This is a genomic window from Pseudomonas sp. PAMC 25886 (genome assembly GCF_000242655.1).
Taxonomy (GTDB): Bacteria; Pseudomonadota; Gammaproteobacteria; order Pseudomonadales; family Pseudomonadaceae; genus Aquipseudomonas.
In genome coordinates, this window is sequence record NZ_AHHC01000033.1 from 1 (window position 1) to 24,752 (window position 24,752).

Annotated in this window: 25 protein-coding genes and 1 pseudogene; 15 read left to right on the plus strand and 11 right to left on the minus strand. The window is 61.2% G+C overall.

The window, feature by feature from the left end; all coding sequences use genetic code 11:
* Window positions 1-93: 93 nt before the first annotated feature.
* A complete protein-coding gene (locus MUM_RS0110310) occupies window positions 94-1,032 on the plus strand; it encodes a carbohydrate kinase family protein (protein ID WP_010169625.1) in 939 nt (312 codons plus the stop codon).
* A gap of 155 nt (window positions 1,033-1,187) precedes the next feature.
* The gene (locus MUM_RS0110315) at window positions 1,188-3,791 is read left to right on the plus strand and encodes an autotransporter family protein (protein ID WP_010169629.1); all 2,604 of its coding nucleotides are present in this window, start codon (window positions 1,188-1,190) and stop codon (window positions 3,789-3,791) included.
* Here the strand turns inward: MUM_RS0110315 and aqpZ are convergent.
* Window positions 3,781-4,485: an aquaporin Z gene (aqpZ, locus tag MUM_RS0110320; RefSeq protein WP_010169631.1), complete on the minus strand. Its 705-nt coding sequence runs from the start codon at window positions 4,483-4,485 to the stop codon at window positions 3,781-3,783. The two genes, MUM_RS0110315 and aqpZ, sit on opposite strands and share 11 nt — an antisense overlap.
* 278 nt (window positions 4,486-4,763) lie before the next feature.
* Here aqpZ and MUM_RS0110325 point away from each other — a divergent pair, with 278 nt between their 5' ends.
* On the plus strand, window positions 4,764-5,024 hold the full coding sequence (locus MUM_RS0110325) for a DUF2790 domain-containing protein (RefSeq protein WP_010169633.1): 261 nt from the start codon (window positions 4,764-4,766) through the stop codon (window positions 5,022-5,024).
* An 80-nt stretch (window positions 5,025-5,104) separates the two neighbouring features.
* Here the strand turns inward: MUM_RS0110325 and MUM_RS0110330 are convergent, their stop codons facing one another.
* The gene (locus tag MUM_RS0110330; protein WP_010169634.1) at window positions 5,105-5,374 is read right to left on the minus strand and encodes a DUF1652 domain-containing protein; all 270 of its coding nucleotides are present in this window, start codon (window positions 5,372-5,374) and stop codon (window positions 5,105-5,107) included.
* Window positions 5,375-5,899: 525 nt separating this feature from the next.
* Window positions 5,900-6,898: pseudogene (ilvA, locus tag MUM_RS01000000132485) on the minus strand (threonine ammonia-lyase, biosynthetic); the annotation flags it as partial.
* A 258-nt stretch (window positions 6,899-7,156) separates the two neighbouring features.
* Here ilvA and MUM_RS0110340 point away from each other — a divergent pair.
* Together MUM_RS0110340 and map are read left to right on the plus strand one after the other, a co-directional pair.
* Window positions 7,157-7,360, plus strand: coding sequence for a ParD-like family protein (locus MUM_RS0110340; RefSeq protein ID WP_010169638.1), 204 nt, complete (start codon window positions 7,157-7,159; stop codon window positions 7,358-7,360).
* Window positions 7,357-8,118, plus strand: a complete 762-nt coding sequence (map, locus tag MUM_RS0110345) for a type I methionyl aminopeptidase (protein ID WP_010169640.1) — start codon at window positions 7,357-7,359, stop codon at window positions 8,116-8,118. The genes MUM_RS0110340 and map overlap by 4 nt, the downstream gene beginning before the upstream one ends.
* 133 nt (window positions 8,119-8,251) lie before the next feature.
* Here the strand turns inward: map and MUM_RS0110350 are convergent, their stop codons facing one another.
* Complete coding sequence (locus MUM_RS0110350; RefSeq protein ID WP_010169642.1) at window positions 8,252-9,193, minus strand: magnesium transporter CorA family protein; 942 nt, start codon at window positions 9,191-9,193, stop codon at window positions 8,252-8,254.
* A gap of 6 nt (window positions 9,194-9,199) precedes the next feature.
* Complete coding sequence (locus tag MUM_RS0110355) at window positions 9,200-10,786, minus strand: RimK family protein (protein ID WP_010169643.1); 1,587 nt, start codon at window positions 10,784-10,786, stop codon at window positions 9,200-9,202.
* Between the two features lie 94 nt (window positions 10,787-10,880).
* Between MUM_RS0110355 and MUM_RS0110360 the strand changes: the two genes are divergently transcribed.
* The gene (locus MUM_RS0110360) at window positions 10,881-11,981 is read left to right on the plus strand and encodes a GNAT family N-acetyltransferase/peptidase C39 family protein (RefSeq protein WP_010169644.1); all 1,101 of its coding nucleotides are present in this window, start codon (window positions 10,881-10,883) and stop codon (window positions 11,979-11,981) included.
* Here the strand turns inward: MUM_RS0110360 and sfnG are convergent.
* Complete coding sequence (sfnG, locus tag MUM_RS0110365) at window positions 11,965-13,056, minus strand: dimethylsulfone monooxygenase SfnG (RefSeq protein WP_010169645.1); 1,092 nt, start codon at window positions 13,054-13,056, stop codon at window positions 11,965-11,967. The genes MUM_RS0110360 and sfnG overlap by 17 nt on opposite strands.
* Before the next feature lie 263 nt (window positions 13,057-13,319).
* Between sfnG and MUM_RS0110370 the strand changes: the two genes are divergently transcribed.
* Window positions 13,320-14,555, plus strand: coding sequence for an acyl-CoA dehydrogenase family protein (locus MUM_RS0110370; RefSeq protein ID WP_010169646.1), 1,236 nt, complete (start codon window positions 13,320-13,322; stop codon window positions 14,553-14,555).
* On the opposite strand, the gene MUM_RS0110375 is transcribed toward MUM_RS0110370, so the two are convergent.
* Window positions 14,552-15,337: a sulfite exporter TauE/SafE family protein gene (locus tag MUM_RS0110375; RefSeq protein ID WP_010169647.1), complete on the minus strand. Its 786-nt coding sequence runs from the start codon at window positions 15,335-15,337 to the stop codon at window positions 14,552-14,554. The genes MUM_RS0110370 and MUM_RS0110375 overlap by 4 nt on opposite strands.
* A gap of 82 nt (window positions 15,338-15,419) precedes the next feature.
* A complete protein-coding gene (locus MUM_RS0110380) occupies window positions 15,420-16,199 on the minus strand; it encodes a class I SAM-dependent methyltransferase (RefSeq protein ID WP_010169648.1) in 780 nt (259 codons plus the stop codon).
* Between the two features lie 136 nt (window positions 16,200-16,335).
* Here MUM_RS0110380 and MUM_RS0110385 point away from each other — a divergent pair, with 136 nt between their 5' ends.
* The 5 genes from MUM_RS0110385 to MUM_RS0110405 all read left to right on the plus strand — a co-directional run bounded on the left by MUM_RS0110385 (window position 16,336) and on the right by MUM_RS0110405 (window position 20,146).
* Entirely contained in the window at window positions 16,336-16,857 is a 522-nt protein-coding gene (locus MUM_RS0110385; RefSeq protein ID WP_010169649.1) for a DUF3455 domain-containing protein, read from the plus strand.
* A 71-nt stretch (window positions 16,858-16,928) separates the two neighbouring features.
* Window positions 16,929-17,456 carry a sigma-70 family RNA polymerase sigma factor gene (locus MUM_RS0110390; RefSeq protein WP_010169650.1) on the plus strand — a complete coding sequence of 176 codons (528 nt, stop codon included), beginning with the start codon at window positions 16,929-16,931 and terminating at the stop codon, window positions 17,454-17,456.
* Complete coding sequence (locus tag MUM_RS0110395; RefSeq protein WP_010169651.1) at window positions 17,453-18,136, plus strand: anti-sigma factor; 684 nt, start codon at window positions 17,453-17,455, stop codon at window positions 18,134-18,136. Before MUM_RS0110390 ends, MUM_RS0110395 begins: the two co-directional genes overlap by 4 nt.
* A 114-nt stretch (window positions 18,137-18,250) precedes the next feature.
* A complete protein-coding gene (locus MUM_RS0110400; RefSeq protein ID WP_010169652.1) occupies window positions 18,251-19,504 on the plus strand; it encodes a chloride channel protein in 1,254 nt (417 codons plus the stop codon).
* 87 nt (window positions 19,505-19,591) lie between these two features.
* A complete protein-coding gene (locus MUM_RS0110405) occupies window positions 19,592-20,146 on the plus strand; it encodes a UPF0149 family protein (RefSeq protein ID WP_010169653.1) in 555 nt (184 codons plus the stop codon).
* A gap of 70 nt (window positions 20,147-20,216) precedes the next feature.
* On the opposite strand, the gene MUM_RS0110410 is transcribed toward MUM_RS0110405, so the two are convergent.
* The 3 genes from MUM_RS0110410 to MUM_RS01000000132490 all read right to left on the minus strand — a co-directional run bounded on the left by MUM_RS0110410 (window position 20,217) and on the right by MUM_RS01000000132490 (window position 22,426).
* Complete coding sequence (locus MUM_RS0110410; RefSeq protein ID WP_010169654.1) at window positions 20,217-20,846, minus strand: lytic polysaccharide monooxygenase auxiliary activity family 9 protein; 630 nt, start codon at window positions 20,844-20,846, stop codon at window positions 20,217-20,219.
* A 212-nt stretch (window positions 20,847-21,058) separates the two neighbouring features.
* Window positions 21,059-21,412 (minus strand): DUF1428 domain-containing protein, encoded by a 354-nt coding sequence (locus MUM_RS0110415; RefSeq protein WP_010169655.1) that lies wholly within the window; start codon window positions 21,410-21,412, stop codon window positions 21,059-21,061.
* Window positions 21,413-21,454: 42 nt separating this feature from the next.
* A complete protein-coding gene (locus MUM_RS01000000132490; protein ID WP_238535527.1) occupies window positions 21,455-22,426 on the minus strand; it encodes a LysR family transcriptional regulator in 972 nt (323 codons plus the stop codon).
* A gap of 114 nt (window positions 22,427-22,540) precedes the next feature.
* Between MUM_RS01000000132490 and MUM_RS0110425 the strand changes: the two genes are divergently transcribed.
* The 3 genes from MUM_RS0110425 to MUM_RS0110435 are packed head-to-tail and all read left to right on the plus strand — an operon-like array spanning window position 22,541 to window position 24,737.
* Window positions 22,541-23,440 (plus strand): NAD-dependent epimerase/dehydratase family protein, encoded by a 900-nt coding sequence (locus MUM_RS0110425; protein WP_010169657.1) that lies wholly within the window; start codon window positions 22,541-22,543, stop codon window positions 23,438-23,440.
* Window positions 23,437-24,267 (plus strand): SDR family NAD(P)-dependent oxidoreductase, encoded by an 831-nt coding sequence (locus MUM_RS0110430; protein WP_010169658.1) that lies wholly within the window; start codon window positions 23,437-23,439, stop codon window positions 24,265-24,267. Before MUM_RS0110425 ends, MUM_RS0110430 begins: the two co-directional genes overlap by 4 nt.
* 11 nt (window positions 24,268-24,278) lie before the next feature.
* Window positions 24,279-24,737 carry a nuclear transport factor 2 family protein gene (locus MUM_RS0110435; RefSeq protein WP_010169659.1) on the plus strand — a complete coding sequence of 153 codons (459 nt, stop codon included), beginning with the start codon at window positions 24,279-24,281 and terminating at the stop codon, window positions 24,735-24,737.
* The last annotated feature ends 15 nt before the right edge of the window (window positions 24,738-24,752 follow it).

Below are 24,752 nucleotides of genomic sequence, written 5' to 3' on the forward strand. Positions count from 1 at the left end.
CGTACGCTGCCGGATGCCGGCAGCGTCAGCGCCTACCAGCAAGCTTATGAGCGTTATCAACAGCACGTGGCATCCCTTTAAGAGCGAACGAATATGTATTTGGTATGTGGCGAAGCGCTGTTTGATTTTTTCAGCGAGGACGATGCCAGCGGCAAGGCGTCGAGGGTCAATTACAAGGCAATCGCTGGCGGCTCGCCGTTCAACGTTGCCGTCGGTTTGCGTCGCCTGGGCATCGATGCGGGCTTTTTCGCCGGTATCTCCGACGACTACCTGGGCCGACGCCTGTTGCAAGTGCTGAAGGACGAAGGCGTGCGCGAGGATTTCCTGCTGGAGTTCGCCGCGCCCACCACCCTGGCAATGGTCGCCGTGGGGGCCAATGGCTCACCCCAGTACAGCTTTCGCGGTGAGGATTGCGCCGACCGCCAGCTGCAACTTGAACACCTGCCGGTTCTGGGCGACGAGGTGCGTGGCGTGCACATCGGGTCGTTCTCACTGGTGGTGCAGCCGATTGGCGACACCTTGCTGGCCCTGGTCCGCCGGGAAAGTGGCAAGCGCCTGATCAGCCTCGACCCCAACGTGCGCCTTAACCCGCAGCCGAACATTGAGCTGTGGCGCGAGCGGGTGGCCGAGTTGGTCAAGCACGCCGACCTGATCAAGGTCAGCGATGAAGACCTGCACCTGCTCTACCCTGGCCAGGCACCGGAAAGCATTCTGCAAGGCTGGTTGCAGCACCGTTGCCAGTTGGTGTTTCTGACCCGTGGCGGCGACGGCGCAACCGTGTTCAGCCGTCAGCATGGCAGTTGGTCCGCGCCCGCCATCAAGGTGGTGATGGCCGATACCGTAGGGGCCGGGGACACTTTCCAGGCTGCCTTGATTGCCTGGCTCACGGAACACCAACTGGACTCCGTCGAGGGCCTGCAACAGCTGTCCCGCGAGCAGATCAGCGGCATGCTCACCTTCGCCATCCGCGCGGCGGCGCTGACCTGCAGCAAGACCGGCCCGGACTTGCCCTACCGTCATCAGCTGGACTGAAAAGCGTCCCGCAAAAACCAATGTGCCATCATGAAAGCCACGTATTACGTGGCTTTCAGCCCTGCTGCCACCGGTCCAAAAAATCTGCACTGTGTCAAAAACTGTACTAGACCGAAAGGCACGTGCAGTTTTTATAACAAAAGCAGGACAGATCCATGGGCAATAGACGGACCTTTCGCAATCGCGCCGTTTTGACTGTCGGCATCCTCTCACTGCATTACATCACGCCCCAACAAGCCCACGCGGCTTGCGTGCTCACCCCGGGCCCGGGCAACGACACCTATACCTGCGACAGCGGCAGCAGCGCCGGCCTCACCGACCTGCTGGGCAACAACACCCTGATTCTGCCGGCAGGCGGCTCCGGCACCATCAATGGCGGCGTCACCTTTGGCGCAGGCCGGGACGCGGTGCAAATCCGCTCGGGGCTGATTACCGGCGCGGTCCAGCAAGGCGCCGGCATCGACGATTTCGTGATGAGTGGCGGGCAGATCCAGTCTCTTGCCCAGGGCGATGGCCGTGACACCTTTTTCATGAGCGGCGGCACCATCGTCGGCGCGTTTGAAGACGGCGACGTCGCGCAACAGACCGGTGGCACCATCGGCCGGGTCGACATGAAGCTGGACAACAACATTTATGACATGTCCGGCGGGGCGATCCTCGGCAACCTGGTGACCGGTTTCGGCACCGACACCATCATTGTTTCCGGCGGATCCATTGGCGGCAATGTCAGTACCAGCGGCGGTGATGACAGCATTAGCGTGAGTGGCGGCGTGATCAATGGCGAGATCCGCGCCAGTGTCGGCAATGACACCTTCAATTGGGTCAATGGCGGCCAGATCAAATCGGCCGTGTTGATGGGCGATGGCAACGACACCGCCCTGCTCAGTGGCCTCAACGAAACCCTGCTCGGCACCACGCCCTCGATTGACGGCGGCCTGGGCAACGACCAGTTGACCTTCGACAACACCACGTCCAGCACCGCCGCGCGTTATATCGGTTGGGAGACGGTGAACCTCAACAACAACTCGCGGTTTGACCTCGCCGGGGACTTTTTCCTCGGCGACAGTGCCAGCAATACCGGCACGTTCAATATTGACGGCAGCAGCACGCTGGGCGTGACCCAAGGCAGTATCCGCCCCTACACCGCAGGCGCGCTGGCGACCCTCAATAACGCTGGCACGCTCGACATGACCAGCCGCAGCAACAGCGCCACGGATACGTTGACGGTGTATGGCAATTACGTCGGCAACAATGGCCAGCTGTGGCTGCAGTCGGTGCTCGGTGACGACAGCTCCGCCAGCGACAAGCTGGTGGTGTCTGACGGGACCATCAGCGGCCATACGCAAATGACCGTGAGCAACCTGGGAGGCCTGGGCGGCCTCACGCAAAACAACGGGATCGAGGTGGTGCAGGCCCTCAACGGCGCCACCAGCAGCACCGACGCCTTTGCCCTGAAAGGCTCGGTGTCGGCCGGGGCCTATGAATACCTGCTGTTCAAGGGTGGCGTCACCGCAGGCACGGAAAACAACTGGTACCTGCGCTCGTCAGTGGTCGCCGTGCAACCACCGGCGGTTCCCCCGGTACCGCCGACGCCTCCGGTGGTGGTGCCGGTGCCTCCCATCCCGCCCGTGCCGCCGGTGGTTGCCCCGGATGAACCCCCCGTCGAACCGCCGACATCACAGCCTGTTGCGCCGGTCGAGCCCCCTGCTCCGCCGCCCAGCCAGGTCGCGGCGGCCAACTCGCCCGAGTCGGCGGCGAGCAATCCGGTGTTGCCCACCGCCATCGCCGGTGCCGAGGCGATCCCGCTGTATCGCCTCGAAGTGCCGGTGTACTCGGTCGTCGTCCCGGCCGCTCAATTAATGACGCTGCAAGCCCTGGGCACCTTCCATGACCGCCAGGGCGAACAGAGCCTGCTCGGCGAGACCGGAGCCGTACCCGCAGGCTGGGGCCGCGCCTATGGCAGTGACTTCAACAAAAGCTGGACCGGCACGGTGTCGCCGAGTTTCGACGGTTCCATCAAAGGCTATCAGGTGGGCCATGACCTCTACGCCTCCGAGACCAGCGGCGGCCAGACTCAACGCTTCGGCCTGTTCATCGGCCAAAGCCGCCTGCAAGGTGACATCAAAGGCTTCGCGATGGGGTTTGAAGACACCCGCTCCGGACGAGTGAAGCTGGATGGCGATAACTTCGGTGCCTACTGGACTCTGACAGACCCCAAAGGCTGGTACGTGGATCTGGTCGCCATGGGCACGCGCTTTGACGGTGACAGCAAATCCGAGCGTGACGTGAAGATCGACAACAAGGGCCATGCACTGGCGTTGTCGGCCGAGGCCGGTTATCCCATTGCCGTGTCCGATCACTGGGTGGTGGAACCGCAGGTGCAGGTGATCAACCAACACATTGATATGGACAACCAGCACGACGGCATTTCCAAGGTCTCATTCGACTCCCAGGACTACTGGACCGGCCGCCTGGGTGCACGCCTGAAGGGGCGTTACCTGGTGCAGAACACCCCCATCGAGCCGTATCTGCGAGTCAACGCCTGGCGCACCTTTGGCGGCAGCGACACGGTGACCTACGACGATGTCGACCGGATTAAAACCGATCACAAGTCATCCACTGCCGACCTGGGCGTAGGGGTTGTCGCCAAGTTGTCGTCCACCGTCAGCGTGTACCTGGCGGCGGACTACAACACCCAACTGGACAGCAATGCGTTTGAAGGCGTCAGCGGCAATGCCGGGGTGCGGGTCAGTTGGTAGGGGTGGACTCTTTCGGGCAGGTCACTGCCCGGGCCACGATGGCACCCACCACAGCCCCGACGATAGGAGCGACCCAGAACATCCACAACTGCATGACGTACTCGCCCCCGGCAAACAACGCCGGCCCGGTGCTGCGTGCCGGGTTGACCGAGGTGTTGGTCACAGGAATGGCCACCAGGTGGATCAGGGTCAGGGTCAGGCCAATCGCAATCGGCGCAAACCCCGCAGCCGAACCGGGACCGGTGACGCGCATGATGATGAACACAAAAAAGAACGTCGCCACTGCCTCAACCACCAGCGCAGCCAGCAAGCTGTATTGCCCCGGGCTCAACTGGCCATAACCGTTGGCGGCGAAAGCGCCTATTTCGAAGCCTGGCCGACCGCTGGCAATCAGCGCCAACACGGCGGCAGCGACAATTGCGCCCGCGACCTGGGCAATGATGTACGGCACCACATCGACGCCCGGCACGCGGCGGCCGACCCACAGGCCGATGGTCACCGCCGGGTTGAAGTGCGCGCCCGAAATGCCGCCCACCGCGTATGCCATGGTCAGCACCGTAAGGCCAAAGGCCAGGGCCACACCGGCAAAACCAATACCCAACTCCGGAAACGCCGCGGCGAGTATCGCGCTGCCACAGCCACCGAACGTCAGCCAGAACGTACCCAAAAACTCTGCTGCGATTTTCTTTTGCAAACCCTACTCCACCTGATGCCAACGCCATCCGATTGATGGACCCGGTGGCGACGGTAGCAAGAGGGATTAACCGGCTCGTATCAGACTTTTCCGGTTAATGGAGCGACATGGCTAACGTATAGAAGATGAAGCTTTTGTCAGTAAAGCCTCAATTAATCCATGGTTAATCCGCCGGGACGAGAGTTGAATCGACCGCACTCGCACGGCTCCGGCCGTTGCCCAGGGCGGCCGCGGCTTGTCACGTTGATAGGCTCGCGAACGACTTGCGGAGAAACACCATGAAACTGCGTACGTTAATGCTCGGTGGCGCCTTTGCCCTGACAGCTGTAACGGGGATGGCGCAGGCTGATACAGCCCCTGTCATCACGCCCTATCACTACGGCGAGAAGATGGATGTGCAGAAGGTACTTGCCATGCACGAAACCGATACCAATGTCTGCAAAGTGATCAACGCTGATATCAAGTACCTGGACAGTGCCGGGAAAGTCCAGGACGTGAGCTATCGCAAAATGTCGGAAGCCTGTGACTTCCAGAACTGAGCCAGAGGCAGCCAATAGTGGGCCTGGCGTTTATCCAGGCCCGCAAGTCTTCACTGACTGAAACTCGGCCGTGCGTTTATTTAATAGAAGGGACGCGCTCCGGCTCTCTTGAGTGCCGGGGTATGGGTGTGTTTGAGGTCTTCGCGCAACTCGGTAATCAAGTTGCAGATCGCCCGACTGCTGTCGAGCTTGTTGGCGCAAATGCCGGTGACCACTAGGTCTACCCGGTCATGGTCGATCTCGTGATAAACCTTGACCGTCAGCGAGGCGTCTGAGGCCTTGGTGACTTCACAACGTTTAGGCAGGAAACTTCCTTCAATAATGCCGCGTAGTTCCAGATCCGAAAGCATGGCCGACCTCTCCTTTTATGAGATTGCCAATCGATTGTTATCAATATTCCTACTGCCGGCGTCCGCGGTGACACGTTCGCCTTTTGCGCCTTACCAGCCCTGGAAGGCGGCTTCACTTACCCAGCCTACTAGGCTCGTTCGAAACGCGTTGGATCCTTTCCTCATAAGCGACAGCGTTACTTATATAAGTTACGTGGCAGACCGCCATTAACCCATCCGTTCGAGGTGTCAGTGGCCGTATGTGTTGCTCATTCAGAGTTGTAACAAGATCTTATTAAGCATTAAACATGCCGCCGGGCGCACCCGGTTGCGTCCCAGCAAGATCACGGCTTGCGGATAAAAAACATCCCGCCGTTTCATGCATCCTGCAAGAAGCTCCATTGGGTTTCATGCAAATTGAAAGGCTGCGACTTATAAGTGCCTGCACCGCACTTTCGCCTGCCTTTTAAAGGGCTATCCAAACGAGTGACCAGCACTCAATTAAACATTCGTTAGGTTAAACGTTTAACCCGCCTGCGCCGCCACTCGTTCTGCAACATGTCGCAAACTATCGAAGTTGATATTGGCTCCCGAATTGATCGCCACCCATGTTTGGCCCTGGATACCGGTCTTCGCGACATGCTTGCAGATACCGGCCACGGCCAGCGCGCCGGAAGGCTCGGTGATCGAGCGGGTATCGTCGTAGATCAGCTTGATGGCGCCGCACAGTTCGTCATTGCTGACGGTGATCACCTCATCAACGTGGTGCCGACAGATTTCAAAACCGTAGGCGCCCATCTGGGCGACGGCGGTGCCATCGGCAAAGCTGTCGACACTCGGCAACACCACACGCTCGCCGGCACGCAAGGCCGCCAGCAGGCAACTGGAGCCTTCGGGCTCGACACCGATGATGCGCACTTCCGGGCGCAGGTATTTGACGTAGGCGGCGATGCCCGCGATCAGGCCGCCACCGCCCACCGGAACAAAGATCGCGTCCAGCGCGCCCTGCTGCTGGCGCAATATTTCCATGGCCACGGTGCCCTGCCCGGCAATCACCTCCGGGTCGTCAAATGGCGAGACAAAGGTGCTGCCCGTGGCCTCAGCCAACTGCAACGCATGGGCCAACGCAAAGGGAAAACTTTCCCCGTGCAACACCGCCTCGCCGCCTCGGGAACGCACACCCAGTACTTTCAGCTCCGGGGTGCTGCACGGCATGACGATGGTCGCCTTGATCCCCAGTTCCCGTGCCGCCAGCGCGACTCCCTGGGCATGATTGCCTGCCGAGGCGGTGACCACACCCCGGGCTTTCTGCTCGGCGCTGAGTTGCACCAGCTTGTTGTAGGCGCCGCGAATCTTGAAGGAAAAGGTCGGTTGCAGGTCCTCACGCTTGAGCAGGATCTGATTGCCCAGCAGCGCCGACAGCGCTGGCGCCGCCTGCAACGGCGTGCGCACCGCCAGGTCGTAGACCGGGGCAGCGAGGATCTTCTTCACGTAGTGCTCAAGCAGCCCCGAGTCGTGGGTGTGGCGCGCCGGGCGGGTACTCATGGATGTCTCCTGGGTGTTTACAGGGCCCTGGAGACGGAAAAACAAAACCCGCCTCTAGGGCGGGTTTGGGTACAGCCGTGCGCTATCCCGCCAAATGAGGAATGGCGGTAATAATGCTTGGCTGGCAACGAAAGGTTTGAAATGTCATGAATCAAAATTAACCGGGGCCACCGGGCAAGTCAATGGCGAAACGCCAGGCTTTACTCGAAGCATACGAAACGTATACGATTTGTATATCCACCCTGCACAGTGAAGCTCATGGGCATAGTCAAGATCACCGACCAATTGCACGAACAACTCCGCCTGGCCAGCGCCACCATGGACCGCTCCATCAACGCTCAGGCCGAGTTCTGGATCAAGATCGGCCTGCTAGCGGAACTCAATCCGCACCTCGCCTATAACGACCTGATCAACAAACTGCTGCTGGACAAGCCAGACCTGATCCGGGGGCGCAGCCAATGATCAAGACCGCCGACCAACTCGTGCTCATGCGCGAAGCCGGCCGCCTGTTGGCCAAGGTATTCACCCTGCTCGATGGCTATGTCGCCGCCGGCCAGTCGACGCTTGAGATCGACAGCGCCGTGGAAGCCTTCATTCGTAACGACCTGCAGTCGCGGCCGGCGAGTCTGGGCCAGTACGACTACCCCTTCTGCATCAACACCTCGATCAACGAGGTAGTGTGCCACGGCATGCCGAGTGCCAAGGACCTGCTCAAGGACGGCGATATCGTCAACATCGACATAACCCTGGAAAAAGGCGGCTATATCGCCGACTCCAGCAAGATGTACATGATTGGCAACGTCGCGCCCAAGGCCCGGCGCCTGGTGGAAATGACCTTTGAAGCCATGTGGGCCGGCATCCGCCAGGTCAAGCCCGGCGCACGCCTGGGGGATATCGGCTACGCCATCCAGAGCCATGCCCAGAGCAACGGCTACAGCGTGGTGCGCGAATACTGCGGGCACGGCATTGGCCGCGAGATGCACGAAGACCCGCAGATCCTGCACTTCGGCCGCCCCGGTACCGGGATGGAACTGCGCGAAGGCATGGTGTTTACCATTGAGCCGATGCTCAACCAGGGCAGCGCCAAGGTGCGCAGCTTGAAGGATGGCTGGACGGTGGTGACGCGGGATAACAGCTTGTCGGCGCAGTGGGAACATACCGTGGCGGTGACGCGGGACGGATTTGAGGTGTTGACGTTGCAAAATTCGGCTGACACCTGACCTTGGGCAGATGGGCCATTGTGGTGAGGGGGCTTGTCCCCCGTTGGAGTGCGCAGCGCTCCCGATTTACGGGGCTGCTGCGCAGCCCAACGGGGGACAAGCCCCCTCACCACAAATAACTTCCCGAATAGAGTCACACCGCCTTGTCGCCATTCCCCGCAATCCGCTTCAACCCCAACACCATCAGCCCCGCCCCCAAGCCCATCGCCGCCATAAACAACGGATACGAAATCCACCACGGCGTGCCCGCCGTCATCATGCTGAACTCCGACATCCCGCCCACGCTGGCGATCAGGTTCAACGGCAGGAACACCACGTTGATCAACGTCAGCTTGCGCAGCAGGTTATTCATGCTGTTGTTCATCAGGTTGCCCCGGGCATCGATCAGCCCGGAGAACACGTTGGAGTAAATCTCCGCCTGCTTGTAGCACTGGTTGTTCTCGATGATCAGGTCATCGATCAGGCCCAGTGTTTCAGCGCTGAAATGTTCCTTCTCCCCATGGTTGCGCAGACGCGTCAGTACCGCGCCGTTGCTGTGCAGGGCGTTGATGTAATAGATCAGGCTTTCGCTGAGGTTGAACATTTGCATCAGATGGCGGTTGCTCATCGACGCGTTGAACTGCTGCTGCAATTCCCGGGCGACCATCTTGATCACCTTGAGGTGGCCCAGGTAGTGATGGATGTTGTTGAGCAGCAGGTCCAGCAACACATCCAGCGGCGTGCGCAATGGCCGGCGCGCCCCCAGCCCGGAAAGCTGGCTGTCGTCGGTGGCGATCACCAGCAGTTGGTCCCCGGAAAACAGCAAGCCGCAGGACGACACTTCAAACACCAGGTTGCCGCCGCCGGAGTAGTTCTCCGGGCGCTTCCAGATCAGGAACAGGTTATCGGGGTGGAACTCGATGCGGGACACTTCGTCCGGGTCCAGCGCCGAGGCCAGGGCATGTTCATCGAGCTTGTAGCAGTCGCGCAGGTACTTGCGCTCGTGGGGGTCCGGATTGCTGAACAGCAGTACATTCGCGTCATCCCCCAGGCTGTTGTACAACTTGCCATCGGCTAATTCAAAGCGCTGCATCATCGCGCGTCACCACACCTGGCCTTGACGCTTCAGCTCCAGGCGTCGCACAAACTCCTCCAGTACCAGGGAATACAAATCGTCTTGCAGGTAGGCGTCTTCGATGCCGGCGTCCATGTTGGGGTTGTCGTTGACCTCGATCACCACCACTTTGTCGCCGGATTGCTTGAGGTCCACGCCGTACAGGCCGTCGCCGATCAGGTTGGCGGTTTTGACCGCCAGTTCCACCACGGCCTTGGGCGCCTCGTGGACCGCCAGGGTGCGGCATTCGCCGTTGATGTCCTGGCCGATGGCCTTGTGGTTGTAGATCTGCCAATGGCCCTTGGACATGAAGTACTGGCAGGCAAAGATCGGTTTGCGGTTGAGAACGCCGATGCGCCAGTCGTACTCGGTGTAGAAAAATTCCTGGGCCAGCAACAACACGGAATGTTCGAACAGTTCGGCGGTGGCGGTCAGCAGCGCTTGCTGGCTTTCGACCTTGATCACCCCGCGAGAGAAACACCCGTCGGGGATCTTCAGCACCAGCGGGAAGCCGAGGCGCTCGCCCACCCGTTCGAAATCTTCGGGTCGCTCCTTGTAGAGAATTTCCGTGGCGGGCATGCCCAGTTGGTGGCTTTTGAGCAGGTCGGTGAGGTAGACCTTGTTGGTGCAGCGCAGGATCGACGCCGGGTCGTCCATCACCACCAGCCCTTCGCTCTCGGCCTTTTTGGCGAAGCGGTAGGTGTGGTTGTCAACGCTGGTGGTCTCGCGGATCAGCAAGGCGTCGTATTCGGCCAGTCGGGCGTAGTCCTTGCGCTCGATCAGTTCCACATCGATGCCCAGCCCCTTGCCAACCCGCACGAAATTTTCCAGGGCGCGGGCGTTGGACGGCGGCAATTGTTCCTGCGGATCGTGCAGGATTGCCAGGTCATAGCGGGCCAATCGTCGGGAGCGCGGTTGACGCCAGATCTTGCGGCTGAAGTTATCCAGCGCATTCGCAAATTGATCTTCCTGGTCATCACGCAACTTATGCAGCACGCCGGATTTTATGCCTTCGATGTGCCAGCCGTTATTCTTGCGGAACTCAACTAACAGGATCGGACAGGGAAACGCTTCAAACAACTGGCGGGCCAAATCCTGCAAGGGTTCAATATTGGTTCGGCCAAAATAAAGTGTCAGGGTAAAGCCTTCGGTGTTGCTGTAGAGATGATGACTCAAGGCTTTATCGAGGGTTTTATCCAGGTCATCCAGGGCCAGGCCGTAGAGGGATTTCCTGGTCAGTTCGCTGATGGTGCGCACCGACGGAATCACCTTGTGCCCCCGCGCCTCGGCCAGCAGCGAGCAGTAGTAGCCGTGGCCGAGGTACTTGTAGCTGCGGCACAGGTTGATCACCTGCACCCGCTTGCCCGTCTCGTTTTCCCGGGTTTGCTCAAGGTATTCCTGGGCGGTGACGATGTCTTCGCTGGGGAAGTACGACGCCCAGTCTTCCTTGCGTTCGACAATGATCACGACTTGACTTGCACTCTTGGGAGGGCTGGAAAAATAACCGCTGGAAGTTATTGTCGCCGCCACTGTTTGCTCGGATACTTCACGCCAATGACCTTGTACCGCTGACATATTGATTGATCCGCTTTAGAGAACTAGACCTTTTCTATTAAGCACGATCTTTTAGAGAAGTCCCGTTTCGTTACGCAACTTTTACGGCGGTCACATGGCTCTTTCCTTTCGCGTTGCAACACCCGATGACGTGCCTGCATTGGTGGCATTGGAACAGCACTGTTTCACCACGGATCGGCTCTCCACCCGCAGCTTCCAGTGGATGGTCAGCCGCGCCCACGGGCACCTGTTGGTGGCGGAAAAACACGGCGATTTGCTCGGCTACGCCCTGGTGCTGTTCCACCGGGGCACCTCCCTGGCGCGCCTGTATTCCATCGCCATCGCCGAGTCCTCACGCGGCCTGGGGTTGGGCAAGCAATTGCTGACGCGCATTGAAGCTTGCGCCGTGGAACATGACTGCGCCTACCTGCGCCTGGAGGTGCGCACCGACAACCCCGGCGCCATTGCCCTGTACGAGCGCAATGGCTACCGGCGCTTTGCCTTGATCAACGACTATTACGAAGACCACGCCCCTGCCCTGCGCCTGGAAAAACGCATCCTCCAGCACCAGGACGCGCGGGCCTTGAGCGTGCCCTATTACCAGCAGACCACCGACTTCACCTGTGGCGCCGCGAGCCTGCTGATGGCCATGGGCGCCCTGGAACCTGCGCGTGTGGCCCAGCGCCGCGAAGAACTGCAGATCTGGCGCGAGGCAACCACCGTATTCATGACCGCAGGCCATGGCGGTTGCAGCCCGCAAGGCCTGGCACTGGCCGCCTGGCGCCGGGGCTTTCGGGTGCGCATGCAGGTGAATGTGCGCGGGCCGTTATTTCTCGATGGTGTTCGCGACCAGCATAAAAAAGACGTCATGCGCCTGGTGCATGAGGCCTTCGAGGAAGAGTTGGCATTGAGTGATGTTGAGCAAGTGCTCGGCGGCCCGCTGGATTTGCCCCAGGTGCTGCGCGACGGCGGGCAACCGCTGGTGCTGATCAGCAGCTACCGGCTGACCCGCTCCAAGTCGCCCCACTGGGTGATCGTCACCGACTGCGACGAAGACTTTGTGTACCTGCACGACCCGGACGTCGACCACAGCCAGCATCGCCACCCCATGGACTGCCAGCATTTGCCGGTCAGCCATGGGGAGTTCGAGCGAATGTGCCGTTTCGGCAACAGCAAATTGCGCGCGGCGGTGGTGGTGTTCAGGCGACTTGCCTGATCCCGGCCTTGGCTTCCAGTTCGCGCACCAGCGGCAGCACGCGCTGGCCGAAGTACTCGACTTCTTCCTGGAAGTGCAGGAAGCCGGCCAGTACCAGGTCCACGCCCACGGCCTTCAAGGCGACGATGCGCTCGGCGATCTGTTGCGGGGTGCCGATCAGGTTGGTCTTGAAGCCGTCGTTGTATTGCACCAGGTCTTCAAAGGTGGACTTGGCCCAGTTGCCCTCGCCTTCCGGTGAAGCCTTGCCTGCCTGTTTCGCCGCGTCGCCAAACGCATTCACGGCTTCCGGGTCGGCCTGCTCGATGATTTGCGCGAGCACGGCGCGGGCTTCTTCCTCGGTGTCACGGGCGATCACAAACGCGTTGACGCCGACTTTCACCGAGTGATTGTTGGCTGCCGCCTTGGCACGAATATCATCGACCTGGGCCTTGATGCCTTCCGGGGTGTTGCCATTGGTGAAGTACCAATCCGACACCCGCGCCGCCATGTCCCGCGCCGCCCGCGAACTGCCGCCCTGGAAGATTTCCGGGTGCGGTTCGCCCAGAGGTTTGGGTTTGAGGCTGTAGTTGTTGAACCGGTAGAAGTCGCCCTTGAAGGTGAAATTGTCCTGGGTCCAGATGCCTTTCAGGGCGCGGATGAATTCCTCGGAACGCCGATAACGCTCGTCGTGCTCCAGCCAGTGTTCGCCAATGGCCTGGAACTCGCCCTTGAACCAGCCGCTGACGATATTCACCGCAACGCGGCCATTGGTGAGTTGGTCGATGGTTGCCAATTGCTTGGCCGCCAGGGCCGGTTGCCATGGGCCAGGCAGGATCGCGGCAATCACCTTGAGTTTGGTGGTGGCCGCCAGCAACGCATGGCTGAACGCGACGGACTCATGCTGGTATTCGGCGCCGTAACCGGCAGTGAAACGAATCTGCGTGAGGGCGTATTCAAAGCCGGCTTCTTCGGCCAGTTGCGCCAGCTTGCGGTTGTAGTCGATGCCCCAATGGGTGCGCTGTTCGATCTTGCTGACCACCAGCCCTCCGCTGACGTTGGGCACCCAGTAGGCAAATTTGACGGCTTGCTGACTCATTGGACTGTACCTCGCGGATTGGCATGTACGAGGTGTGGAGCAGCAAGTGTGCCAGTGACCGTGAGAGGCCCGCGCGACAGGCCTCCGAGCCCGGAAACAGACGAAAAGCAGCCTGCTCCGAGCTGTCACCGATTGCAGCGGTTTGTCGATTTGCTGTTGCAGGGCCAACAGTTGAATCGGCACCCGCCCCGTAAATACGCGCCTTCGCGCCCGGCATGGACCGTGCAATAGCTCACCTATCTCACTGCCCAGGAACCGTCCCCATGACCGAACATCACGTGATCAATCCGCTGTCCACCGGCGTCGATTATCAAGCCTTGGCCGAGCGCTTCCGGCCGATTTTCCAGCGCATCGCCGAGGGTGTCGTAGAGCGCGAACACACCCGCGCACTGCCCCATGAGCCCATCCAGTGGCTCAAGCAAGCCGGCTTCGGTGCCGTGCGTGTGCCGGTGGAATACGGCGGCGGTGGTGCCTCGCTGCCGCAGTTGTTTGAACTGCTGATCGAACTGGCCGAAGCCGACTCCAACGTGCCCCAGGCCCTGCGCGGGCATTTCGCGTTTGCCGAAGACCGCCTGAACGCCGCACCCGGCGCGGCGCGGGACATCTGGTTCAAGCGCTTTGTCGACGGCGACATCGTCGGCTGTGCCTGGACCGAAATCGGCAGCGTGGCCATCGGCGATGTCGTCACCAAGGTCAGTCCGGACGGCGATAAATGGAAACTCAACGGTGAAAAATTCTATAGCACCGGCAGCCTGTTTTCCGACTGGATCGACGTGTACGCCCAACGCAGCGACACCGGCGGCGACGTGATTGCTGCCACCCGCACCCATCAGCCAGGCGTGGTGCAAAGCGATGACTGGGACGGCTTTGGCCAGCGCACCACCGGCAGCGGCACCTCACGCTTTACCGATGCGGTCGTGGAGGCTGAAAACGTCATAGACTTTGCCACCCGCTTCAAATACCAGACCGCGTTTTATCAACTGGTGCTGCTCGCCACCCTGGCCGGCATCGGCCGCGCGGCCCTCAAGGATGTGGCGCATCAGGTGCGCAGCCGCAAGCGCATCTACAGCCACGGCAATGCGGCCCATGTGAGCCAGGATGCGCAAATTCAGCAGGTGGTGGGTGAAGTCGCGGCGCTGGTGTATGCCGCCGAAGCCAGTGCACTGAAGGCTACCCTCCCGGCGCAACGGGCTTACGTGGCAAGGTTCGGCGGGGATGACGCGGTGGAGCGCGAAGCCAATGTGGCCGCTGAAATCGAATCAGCCACGGCGCAGGTGGTGGTCTCGGAACTGATCCAGCGCGCCACCACTGAGCTGTTCAACGCGCTGGGCGCCTCAAATGTGCGCCAGGGCAAAGCCCTCGACCGGCACTGGCGCAACGCCCGCACGGTGTCGTCCCACAACCCGGTGATCTACAAGGCGCGAATCGTTGGCGACTGGGTGATCAACGGCACCGAGCCGCCGTTTGTGTGGCAGATCGGCAATGGCCCGGCGCGTTAAAACGTCAGCTTGAAGCCAATCATCACCAGCATGAACGCCAGGCAAGGACGCAGTATCCCGTCCGGAACCTTGCCGGCCATGTGGCTGCCGACATAAATCCCCGGCAGCGATCCCAGCAACAGGAAGCCCAGCAGCGTCCAGTCCATGTTGCCCATGCTCGCGTGGCCGAGGCCCGCGACCAGGGTCAGCGGCACGGCGTGGGCGATTTCCGTGCCCACCAGGCGCTTGGTGGCCAGGAACGGGTACAGGATAAACAGCGCCACGGTGCCCAGGGCGCCGGCGCCGATGGAGGTCAGGGCCACCATGGTGCCGAGGATCGCGCCGGTGATGATGGTCAGTGCATTGAGGTTGCGCGGCGCCATCTTGTAGTCGTCGCCGGCATGCCGCTGGGCGAAGGCCAACAGCTTGTTCTTGAACAGGATTGCCGTGGCCGTCAGCAGCAACACCACGCCCAGGGACTGCTTGATCACCGCGTTCAGGGCGGCGGGATCAGTGTCCAGGCTCTTGAGGAACCACAAGGTCAGCAACACGGCAGGCACACTGCCCAGGGTCAGCCAGCCGGTGATGGTCCAGTCGATGTTGCGATTCTTGCTGTGAACCAGCACCCCACCGGACTTGGTGATGGCGGCGTACAACAGGTCGGTGCCCACGGCGGTGGCCGGGTTGATGCCGAACCACAGCAGGATCGGCGTCATCAACGAGCCACCGCCTACACCGGTCATTCCCACGATAAATCCAACTATCAGGCCAGCAATCGAGAAACCAAAATTACCTACATCCATTACCACTACCTGCGGCCTTATAAAATTCTGGCCGCAGCATAGCGATTTTTCTTATAACCACTTATATCAAAACGATCTGACTTTATTCCTTTCCTGTCAGCCGCTGGCTGCGATAGGCCTGAGTCTGGTACGGGAATGCCACCGTCTCACGGCCGCGCAACGCTGGATGCGTGTTGATCAGCGACTGCAACTGCTCAGTGACAAGCGCCTTTTCCGCCGGCGGCAATGCGGCGATAAAGCTCACCGAAAGGAAGCGATCCATGATCACTTCCTGGGGGCTGCCGACATGGCTGTAAGGGAAGCAGGTCATTTCGGGGGCGGAAAAATACTCGCCGGTGAACGCCTCGCGCCAACGCCCGGTGTGAAAACGCGGGGTGTCGCCCTCGTAGGGCGTGATGATTTCGGTGATCGCCGCGACCCAGTCCACGGATTCGTCCCGCACGTTCCAGATCAAGCCCAGACGGCCATCCGGCTTCAGCACCCGGTGAATTTCCGCCAGCGCGGCGTGCGTGGAGAACCAGTGGAACGCCTGGGCGCACACCAGCGCATCGGCAGTGGCCGCTTCAAGAGGAATGGCCTCGGCGGTGCCTGACAGCAGGCGCACATCGGGCAGCTGTTTCTTCAACTGCGCGCCCATCGCCTCTACCGGCTCGACCGCGATCAACGTTGGCGCCACGCTGCTGAGCAGCCGGGTGAACTTGCCGGTGCCGGCGCCCAGGTCGATGACCGTGGAGTGCGGGTTGATCTGCAGTGCGTCGGTGAGCCAGCCCGTGAGTTGTCGTGGGTAGTCCGGCCGGCCTTGAGCGTACGTAACGGCCTGGGTAGAGAATCCCTGTTGAGCAGACTTGTGAACACCGGTCATCGTCAATCTCTCCTCTGGTAGTGCGGGGGCCACAGTGTGCGCCCTTGCCGATTTATTTTCTAATCGCTGCATCCGTTTGCGCGTGTCGCGGGTAGTACCGGTAGCAGCGCCTTGCTGCCCTTATGGAGAGACACCCATGAACGCCAAAGCCTTGTTCTGCCTGACCTGCCTGTTCGCCGCTGCACCGGGCGCCTTTGCCCAGACCGGTTTACCCGACAGCATCAAAGTGCCGGACGGTCACAAGGTGGCAATGGAAACCACCGGGGTCGGCGAAATCACCTATGAATGCCGAGACAAGGCCAACGCAGCCGGCCAGACCGAATGGTTCTTTGTCGGGCCCAAGGCCGTGCTCAATGACCGGAGCGGCCAGCAGGTCGGCAGCTACTTCGGCCCGCCCGCCACCTGGCAGGCCAAGGACGGTTCGAAAGTCACTGGTACGCAGTTGGCCGTTGCGCCGTCCAGCCCCGGCAACCTGCCCTATCAACTGGTCAAGGCCAACCCCGCCGAAGGCAAGGGCGCGATGAGTGGTGTCGCGTACATTCAACGGGTAGCCCTCAAGGGCGGCGTGGCGCCGAGCACCGAATGCACGACGGCCAACAAGGGCAAGCAGGAAGTGGTGAAGTACCAGGCCGACTACATCTTCTGGGCGGCCAACTGACCAAAGTCGTCTACGCTGCTGCGAAAGCGCCCCGGGCTCACCACCGGGGCATCCACCTGGAAGCCTTGTCCTTGCCTGACGCCGTTTTTGACTATGAAACCTGCCTGCTGGCCTGCGCCCGGGGCGAACAACCGGCCTTGCGCCGCCTGTATCAGCAGGAAAGCAGCCGGCTGCTCGGGGTCGCGTTGCGCATCGTGCGCGACAAGGCCGTGGCCGAAGACATCGTGCATGACGCCTTTATCAGGATATGGAACGGTGCTGCCGGTTTTGACCCGCAAAAAGGCTCTGCCCGTGGCTGGGTATACAGCGTGACCCGGCACCTGGCGCTTAACGCCGTGCGCAGTACTGGCCGCGAAGTGCCCCTCGGCGAAGAACATGAAACGGGCGAGCACACCGACACCTTCGAGTATCAGGCACGCTCGGGGCGAATCTACAGCTGCCTCGAACAACTGGACCCGGCCCGCCGCAACTGCATCCTGCATGCGTATGTAGACGGTTATTCCCACAGCGAAATCGCGCACAAACTCGGCACCCCGCTGGGCACCGTGAAAGCGTGGATCAAACGCAGCCTCGCGGCATTGCGTGAGTGCATGGCATGAACAGCATCGACGAACTGGCCAGCGAATACGTGCTGGGCACCCTGCCCGCCGAGCAACGCGCCGAGGTAGAAGAACGTCTGGTAACCGACGCCGCGTTGCGCAGCGCGGTGGACGCCTGGGAACAGCGTTTGCTGCCGTTGACCGAACAGGTCGAGCCCGAGACACCTTCGGTGTATTTATGGCGACGCATCGAGCGCAGCCTGGGGCATTCAGCCCTTCAGGACTCACCCGTTTCGTGGTGGAACAAGCTCGCCCTGTGGCGTGGGCTGGCGGGGGCAGGCATCGCGGCGAGCCTTGTTCTGGCGACGCTGCTGCTGACCCGTACGGCGGCCATCAACCCGACCGCCTATGTGGTGGTACTGGTCACCCCGCAAAACCAGGCACCGGGCTGGGTGATTCAGGCGAGTCATGATCAGGAAATCCAGCTGATTCCCCTGGGCATCATGGAAGTACCGGCAGACAAGACCTTGCAGTTCTGGACCAAGGGCGAAGACTGGCAAGGCCCGGTGTCGCTGGGGTTGGTCAAGCCGGGACAATCGCTGTCGGTGCCCCTCGACAAACTGCCGCCGCTGGCCCCCAACCAGTTGTTTGAGCTGACCCTGGAAAACCCCGGCGGATCGAAAACCGGCAAGCCGACAGGTCCGATTCAGGCAATCGGCCGGGCCGTTAAAGTAATCTGAACGTAATGCAATGTTGTGAAACGCCCGTTCGCGTATTTGCATTACACCTCGGGGCTATAACGTCATCATTGCGCTATAGAATCGGCGTCGAAAACCCGGCTCACTGGACCCTCCATGCCCTCAAAGACCCGTTCGCTGCTGATTCTCGCCCTCGTCGTCATCTTCACCGGCATCGGTGCCGGCCTGGGCGGCATGCTCCTGGCCTTGCTGCTGCACGGCATCCAGCACTTGGCGTACGGTTACAGCCTCGACAGCCTGATCAGCCATGAAACCTTTTTGCTCGGCGTCACCGCCGCCTCGCCTGAGCGCCGGGTGTGGGTGCTGATCACCTGCGGCCTGGTAGCGGGCGTGGGTTGGTGGCTGATCTACCGCTATGGCCGCCCGTTGGTGAGCATCAAGCAAGCGGTTTCGGCGGACGCGCCGATCATGCCACCCAAGACCACCCTCGCCCACGCCGTGCTGCAAATCATCACCGTGGCCCTCGGCTCGCCCCTGGGCCGTGAAGTGGCGCCCCGGGAAGTCGGCGCGCTGGCTGCCACCTGGTTGTCACAGCGGGCACGCCTGGCACCGGACATGCACCGGTTGATCGTTGCCTGCGGCGCGGGCGCCGGGTTGGCGGCGGTGTACAACGTGCCGCTGGGGGGCGCGGTGTTTGTGCTCGAAGTGCTGGTGGGTGTGTTCAGTTGGCCGGCGGCGGTAATTGCGTTGGCCACCTCGGCCATCGGCGCCTCGATAGCCTGGATCGGCCTGGGGGCGGAGTCGCAATACGTGGTGCCGCACTTCGTGCTCAGCCCTGGCCTGATCGCCTGGGCGCTGGCCTGCGGGCCGGTGTTTGGGCTGGCTGCCTACGGCTTCACCCGCCTGACCGGCACTGCCCGCAACCATGCGGCCCGGGGCTGGCGCCTGCCGGTGCTGTCGCTGATCAACTTCACCATCATCGGGGGCCTGGCGATTTTCCTGCCGCAAATCCTCGGCAACGGCAAGGGCCCGGCGCAGTTGGGCTTCGACAATGAGCTGACCATCGGCCTCGCCGCCGTGCTGCTGGTGGTCAAGGTGCTGATCACCGCCAGCAGCCTGCGGGCCGGTGCCGAAGGCGGTTTGCTGACCCCGGCGCTGGCCAACGGCGCCCTGCTCGCGATCATCCTCGGCGGCGCCTGGAGCCTGCTGTGGCCCGGCGTGCCGCTGGGGGCGTTCGCAATCATTGGCGCGGCGGCGTTCCTGGCATCGAGCATGAGCATGCCGTTGACGGCGATCGTGCTGGTGGCGGAATTCACCCGCATCGACCACGACTTCCTGGTGCCGATCATCCTCGCGGTCGCGGGTTCGATGTGCATGAGCAAGCTGTGCGTCATGTGGGAAAAGCGTTGAAGAAGCTGGATTAAAACCCCGACACGCGCCATCCTCCGCGCTTTAAGCCGCCCCATCAGCGGCGTTCCACGCACAAAGGATATGCCCATGCACGACCAACCCCTCGCTCCCGCCGATTTCGAGTTCATCGACGAAACCCTGCTCAAGTACGGCGACGACCATTCGGTGCTGAACCTGGCCGAGCTCGACGGCTACTTCACGGCCCTGGTCTCAAGCCCCGCGCAGGTGGATGTGGCCGAATGGTTCCCCGGCATCTTTGGTGGGCAGAACCCGGATTGGGAAAGCCCGGAAGAAGCCAAGCGGTTTCTTGAACTGAGCGTGCGCCATATGAACGCTATCGCCACGCAACTGGCGACCGACGCCCAGGGTTTCAAGGCACGTTTCGAAGAAACCGAGCATCAGGACCAGCCACTGACCCTGGCAGAAGAATGGTGCTTTGGTTATATCCGTGGCGCCGCTATTGGCAACTGGCCAGAGCTGCCTGCCGAACAGGCCGGGCAGTTTGAGAAAATTTCCTGGTGTGCCGAGCAGGACAACTTTGAACTGCCGGCAGACCTGGATGTAAATGCCCATCAGCAACGGGCAGCCGCTATCGAACCGGCCGCCCGTGCGTTGCACGATTATTGGTTGGCCCAGCGCTGATTAAACGCAACACCTGTGGCGAGGGAGCTTGCTCCCTCACCCCAGGTGTTGCCTCCAGGTTCAGTTGCCGCTATTTGAAATCGACGTCAAACGCCTGATAGAACGCATTGCCGGTGTTGGCCACGATCCACATCAACACCAGCACATGCCGGCCCTTCTTGCCCTTGGGCAATGTCACTTGATGTTCAACCTTGGCCTTCAGTTCAGCCGAGTGCTGGTAGTACGGCACCTGGGTGTAGAAGTCCTCGAAGAACGGCTTGGGCTCCAGTTGAGCACGGCTGATGCGCTGCTTGGGGTCCCAGCCGTCCCGGGTGATCAACCAGCGATAACCACGGGTCACGTGTGCAGCGGTGTAGTCCCACTGCACCTTGAACACCTGGCCGGCTTCAACATTCAGCAGCGGCCAGTTAAACGGGGTGTTGAGCTTCTTGCTCATTTCCTCGTCGGTGAAGTTCACGCAGTCCCGGGCATCGGTCTTGCCACCGCTGAGGATGTGCCCGTCGGCGGGTGGCGTGACACTTTGATCGTCGGTTTCATAAGGCGCCGGAAACGGCCCGGCGCTGAGGGCCGGGAAGTTCTTGCCGCCTTCCATTTCGTTGACTTGCCAGTTCTCCAGCAGGCCGCGTTCTACCGCCACCGAGCCACGGCTCGCCGGGGTCACGACGCGACCATGCCTGAGTTGAGTCTGTGGTTTGTTCATTTCAGTCACTCCTTGATTGAAGACTTCCCGTCATGGGAAGCGCCTTGAACTTAGCCCACCCCGCCGGGTTGTCTACCCGACGGTTCTGTCAGACAAATCGCGTCATGTCCTTGTTTTGCGGGGTTTTCGCAGCAGTCCTGCGCCGGACTTGTCGTTGGTCCTACCCTGTAACAGGCGATCGGACTACAGCTGGTGTCAGTGAACACCCCGCCTCACGTGTTGAGGATCATCTCAAACCCGCCGTAGATCATCCGCTGCCCATCAAACGGCATCGGATTGGCGTCCGCCTTCAGGCGCGGGTCCTCCATCACCTTGCGCATCCCGGCATCACGCACCTGCCGTGACGGCCACACGATCCAGGAAAACACCACGGTTTCATCGTCCTTGAGCTTCACCGCCATGGGCAGCGACGTCACCTGCCCCTGGGGCACATCGTCGCCCCAGCACTCGACGATATTCAGCGCACCATGTTCCTTGAACACCACGGCGGCGGCCTTGGCGTGCCTGATGAATTGTTCGCGGTTTGCGGTGGGTACCGCGATCACACAGCCATCTACGTAAGACATGGTCACTCTCCTGATGCGACGGGTTGTTGTGCCTGTAGTCGATCAATCAGGCGCGCAATCGACATCACCGGGGGAAATGTCGACCAGCGGTGTTTTACCGATTGCGATGGTGGGTTCAGGCGCCCCACGCACCAGTGGCATATTGCTGACGATAAACTCAATAAACACCCGCAGCTTGGGCGGCACCTGCCGCCCCGACGGCCACAGCAGGTTGAACTGGCCGCCCTCCCACGTGTAATCCCCGAGCACCTCCACCAGACGTCCGTCCGCCAGCGCATCGCGCACCACGAAGTCGGCGGCGTAGGTCAGGCCCTGGCCTTGCACCGCCAGTTCCATGCGCCCTTCCACCGAACTGCAGATCATCGATCGCGGCAGATCAAGCTCCAGCGCGCGCTCGTCTCGGCGCATCTGCCAAGCCTGGAGTTTGCCGGAGGCGGGAAAACGGAAATGGATGCAGCGATGCCCGTACAGGTCTTCCGGACAGCGCGGCGTGCCGTTCCGGGCAAGGTAATCCGGAGAGCCGACGATCAACATTCGATAAAGACCCAGCGGGCGTGCCGACAATCCCGAATCCTTCGGCGCACCGCTGCGGATCACCGCGTCGAAACCCTCAGCAATCACGTCGGCCAGGCGGTCGTTGAAATCCAGGTCCAGCTGGATCTGTGGGTACAACGCCTGGAATTCACCGAGCATCGCAAGAAACGGCCGGGCAATCATCGGTAACCCAACCCGCAGTGGCCCTTGAGGCGCTGCAAGGGTTTGCGACAGTTCTTCACCCGCCACTTCCAGCTCCGCCAGCACGCGCCGACAACGCTCGACAAACTGCGTGCCCTGGGCCGTGAGGGTGATGCTGCGCGTGCTGCGATGAAACAGCCGCACACCAAACTTTGCTTCCAGCCGGGCGATGCTCTTGCTCACCGCCGACGCCGAGATGCCCAGCGTCCTGCCAGCACCGACAAAGCTGCGGGCTTCGGCCGCCGCGACGAACACGCCGATGGCATTCAGGCTTTCCATACGCGCACCCATTAAGGACTCTAGAGTCCATTCTAAACAGAACTCAAGCCTGTTTTTCCGCTAATTGTTCAAGCCTATGGTGGTGGCTCGTTCCCCAGCCACAGGCTTTTCCCCATGAAGATTTTCCTAACCGGTGCCAATGGTTTCGTCGGCGGCAGTGTCGCCCATCACTTGATCGCCCAAGGGCACAGCGTGCGCGGACTGCTACGCGACCCGCAGAAAGCCGAACGCCTGCAAGCCTTGGGCATTACCCCGGTGATCGGCAGCCTGGATGATCGTCAGCTGCTAATCGACGAAGCACGTCAAGCGGATGCCGTGATCGATGCCGCCAACAGCGACCACGCCGGCGCCGTCGACACGTTTATCGAGGCGCTACGTGGCTCCGGCAAACTGCTGATCCACACCAGCGGCTCCAGCATCATCGGCGATGACGCGTTGGGCAATGTCCTGTCCGAACACATCTTCGACGAAGACACACCCTTCATCATCGAGCCCCCCAAGCAGGCCCGCTACGATATCGATCTGCGCATGATGGCCGCCGCCGAGCTGGGTATTCGTAGCGTGGTGATCTGCCCGAGCAATATCTACGGTGTGGGCCATGGCCTGACGGATCACAGCTTTCAGTTGCCGTTCCTGATGGCTCGTGCCCGGGAAACCGGAGTGATGCGTATCGTCGGGGCTGGCGTTAATCGCTGGTCCAACGTGCACATAGATGACGTCGCACAGCTGTTCCTGCTGGCCGTGGAAAAAGCCCCGGCGGGTGCGTTTTACTTTCTGGAAAACGGTGAAGCGTCCTTTATTGACATGGCCACTGCGTTGGCCAAACGCATGAACCTGGGTGCGGTGCAGTCATGGCCGGCCGAGGAAGCCGAGCAACACTGGGACCCGACGCACGTACATTACACCTTCGGCACCAATAGCCGGGTCAAGGCCAAGCGTGCTCGCGCGCAATTGGGCTGGGCGCCGCGGCATAGTTCGATCCTGGACTGGATCTGCAGTGAGATGCCGCTATGAGTCGGGTCTGGATGATTACCGGCAGTGCCGGTGGCCTTGGGGCGGGGATCGCTCGCGCGGCGCTGGACAATGGCGATCAGGTGGTGGCCACCGACCTGGACCTGGCGCGTCTGGATCAAACGTACAACGGCGACCGCGTAATGACCGCTAGCCTGGATATCCGCGACGAGCAACAGGCCCAAGCGGTGGTAGCAGCTGCGCTGGCGCGTTTCGGACACATCGACGTGCTGGTCAATAACGCCGGCTACGGTCAGTTCGGGCCCTTCGAGGAGGTCGAGCCCGAAGCCGTCGAACGCCAGTTCGCCACCAACGTGTTCGGCACCTTCAACGTCACCCGTGCCGTGCTGCCGGTGATGCGCCGCCAGCGCAGCGGGCATCTGGTGATGATGTCGTCCAATGGCGGATTCAAGGGCGTTCGTGGGGCCTCGATGTATTCAGCGTCCAAGTTTGCAATTGAAGGGTTTTCCGAAGCACTGGCGGAAGAAGTGGCCGAGTTCGGTATCCACGTGACATTACTGGAACCTGGGGCGTTTCGTACCGACTTTCTTGACAGCCGCGCACTCAAACTCGGCACCCGGGCGCTGCACGATTACGCGGAGTTTCGGGCGCGCACCCGGGCGGTTTTTGAGGCCCGTAACCACCAGCAAATCGGTGACCCCAACCGGCTCGGCCTGGCCGTCGTGCAACTAGCGGCACTGGAAGCGCCGCCCTTGCGTTTTATCGCGGGCAGCGATGCCGTCAACGTCGTCGAAGCCAAGCTGGACCAGGTCCGCGTTGACCTGGAGCGCTGGCGCTCGCTATCCACCTCCACCGACTTTCCTCAATAAAGGCCTGTGCCATGACCGACCTCATCACCCGCGTGGAACACCTGGAAACCCGCTTCACCCTTGAGCGCCTGATCAGTGAATACGCGCACGCCTTCGACTCCCGCGACGAAACGTTGCTGCGCAGTATCTGGCACGAAGACGCGCGGCTGGACCTTGGCGCTGCGTTCGGCTGCCATGATGGTGTCGCGGCAATCATTGCTTCGGCCCACCTCAACTGGGCAATCATGCCCCATATGCATCACTGGATGGCCAACCCGCTGATCGACATCAGCGGCGACAGCGCCAGCGCCAGGGTTGCCGTGGATTGCCTGTGCACCCATAACGAACTGGGACAGGTGCAAATCAGCGGCCTGTATCACGACCATTTCGAACGCCGGCAAGGGCGCTGGGCGTTCAGCGAGCGCCGCTTTGAGCTGCACTTTCTGACACCGTTGGCGGGCTGGAAGCCGCTGGCCGGGATGGAGGCGTAGATCCCCGCTCGACAA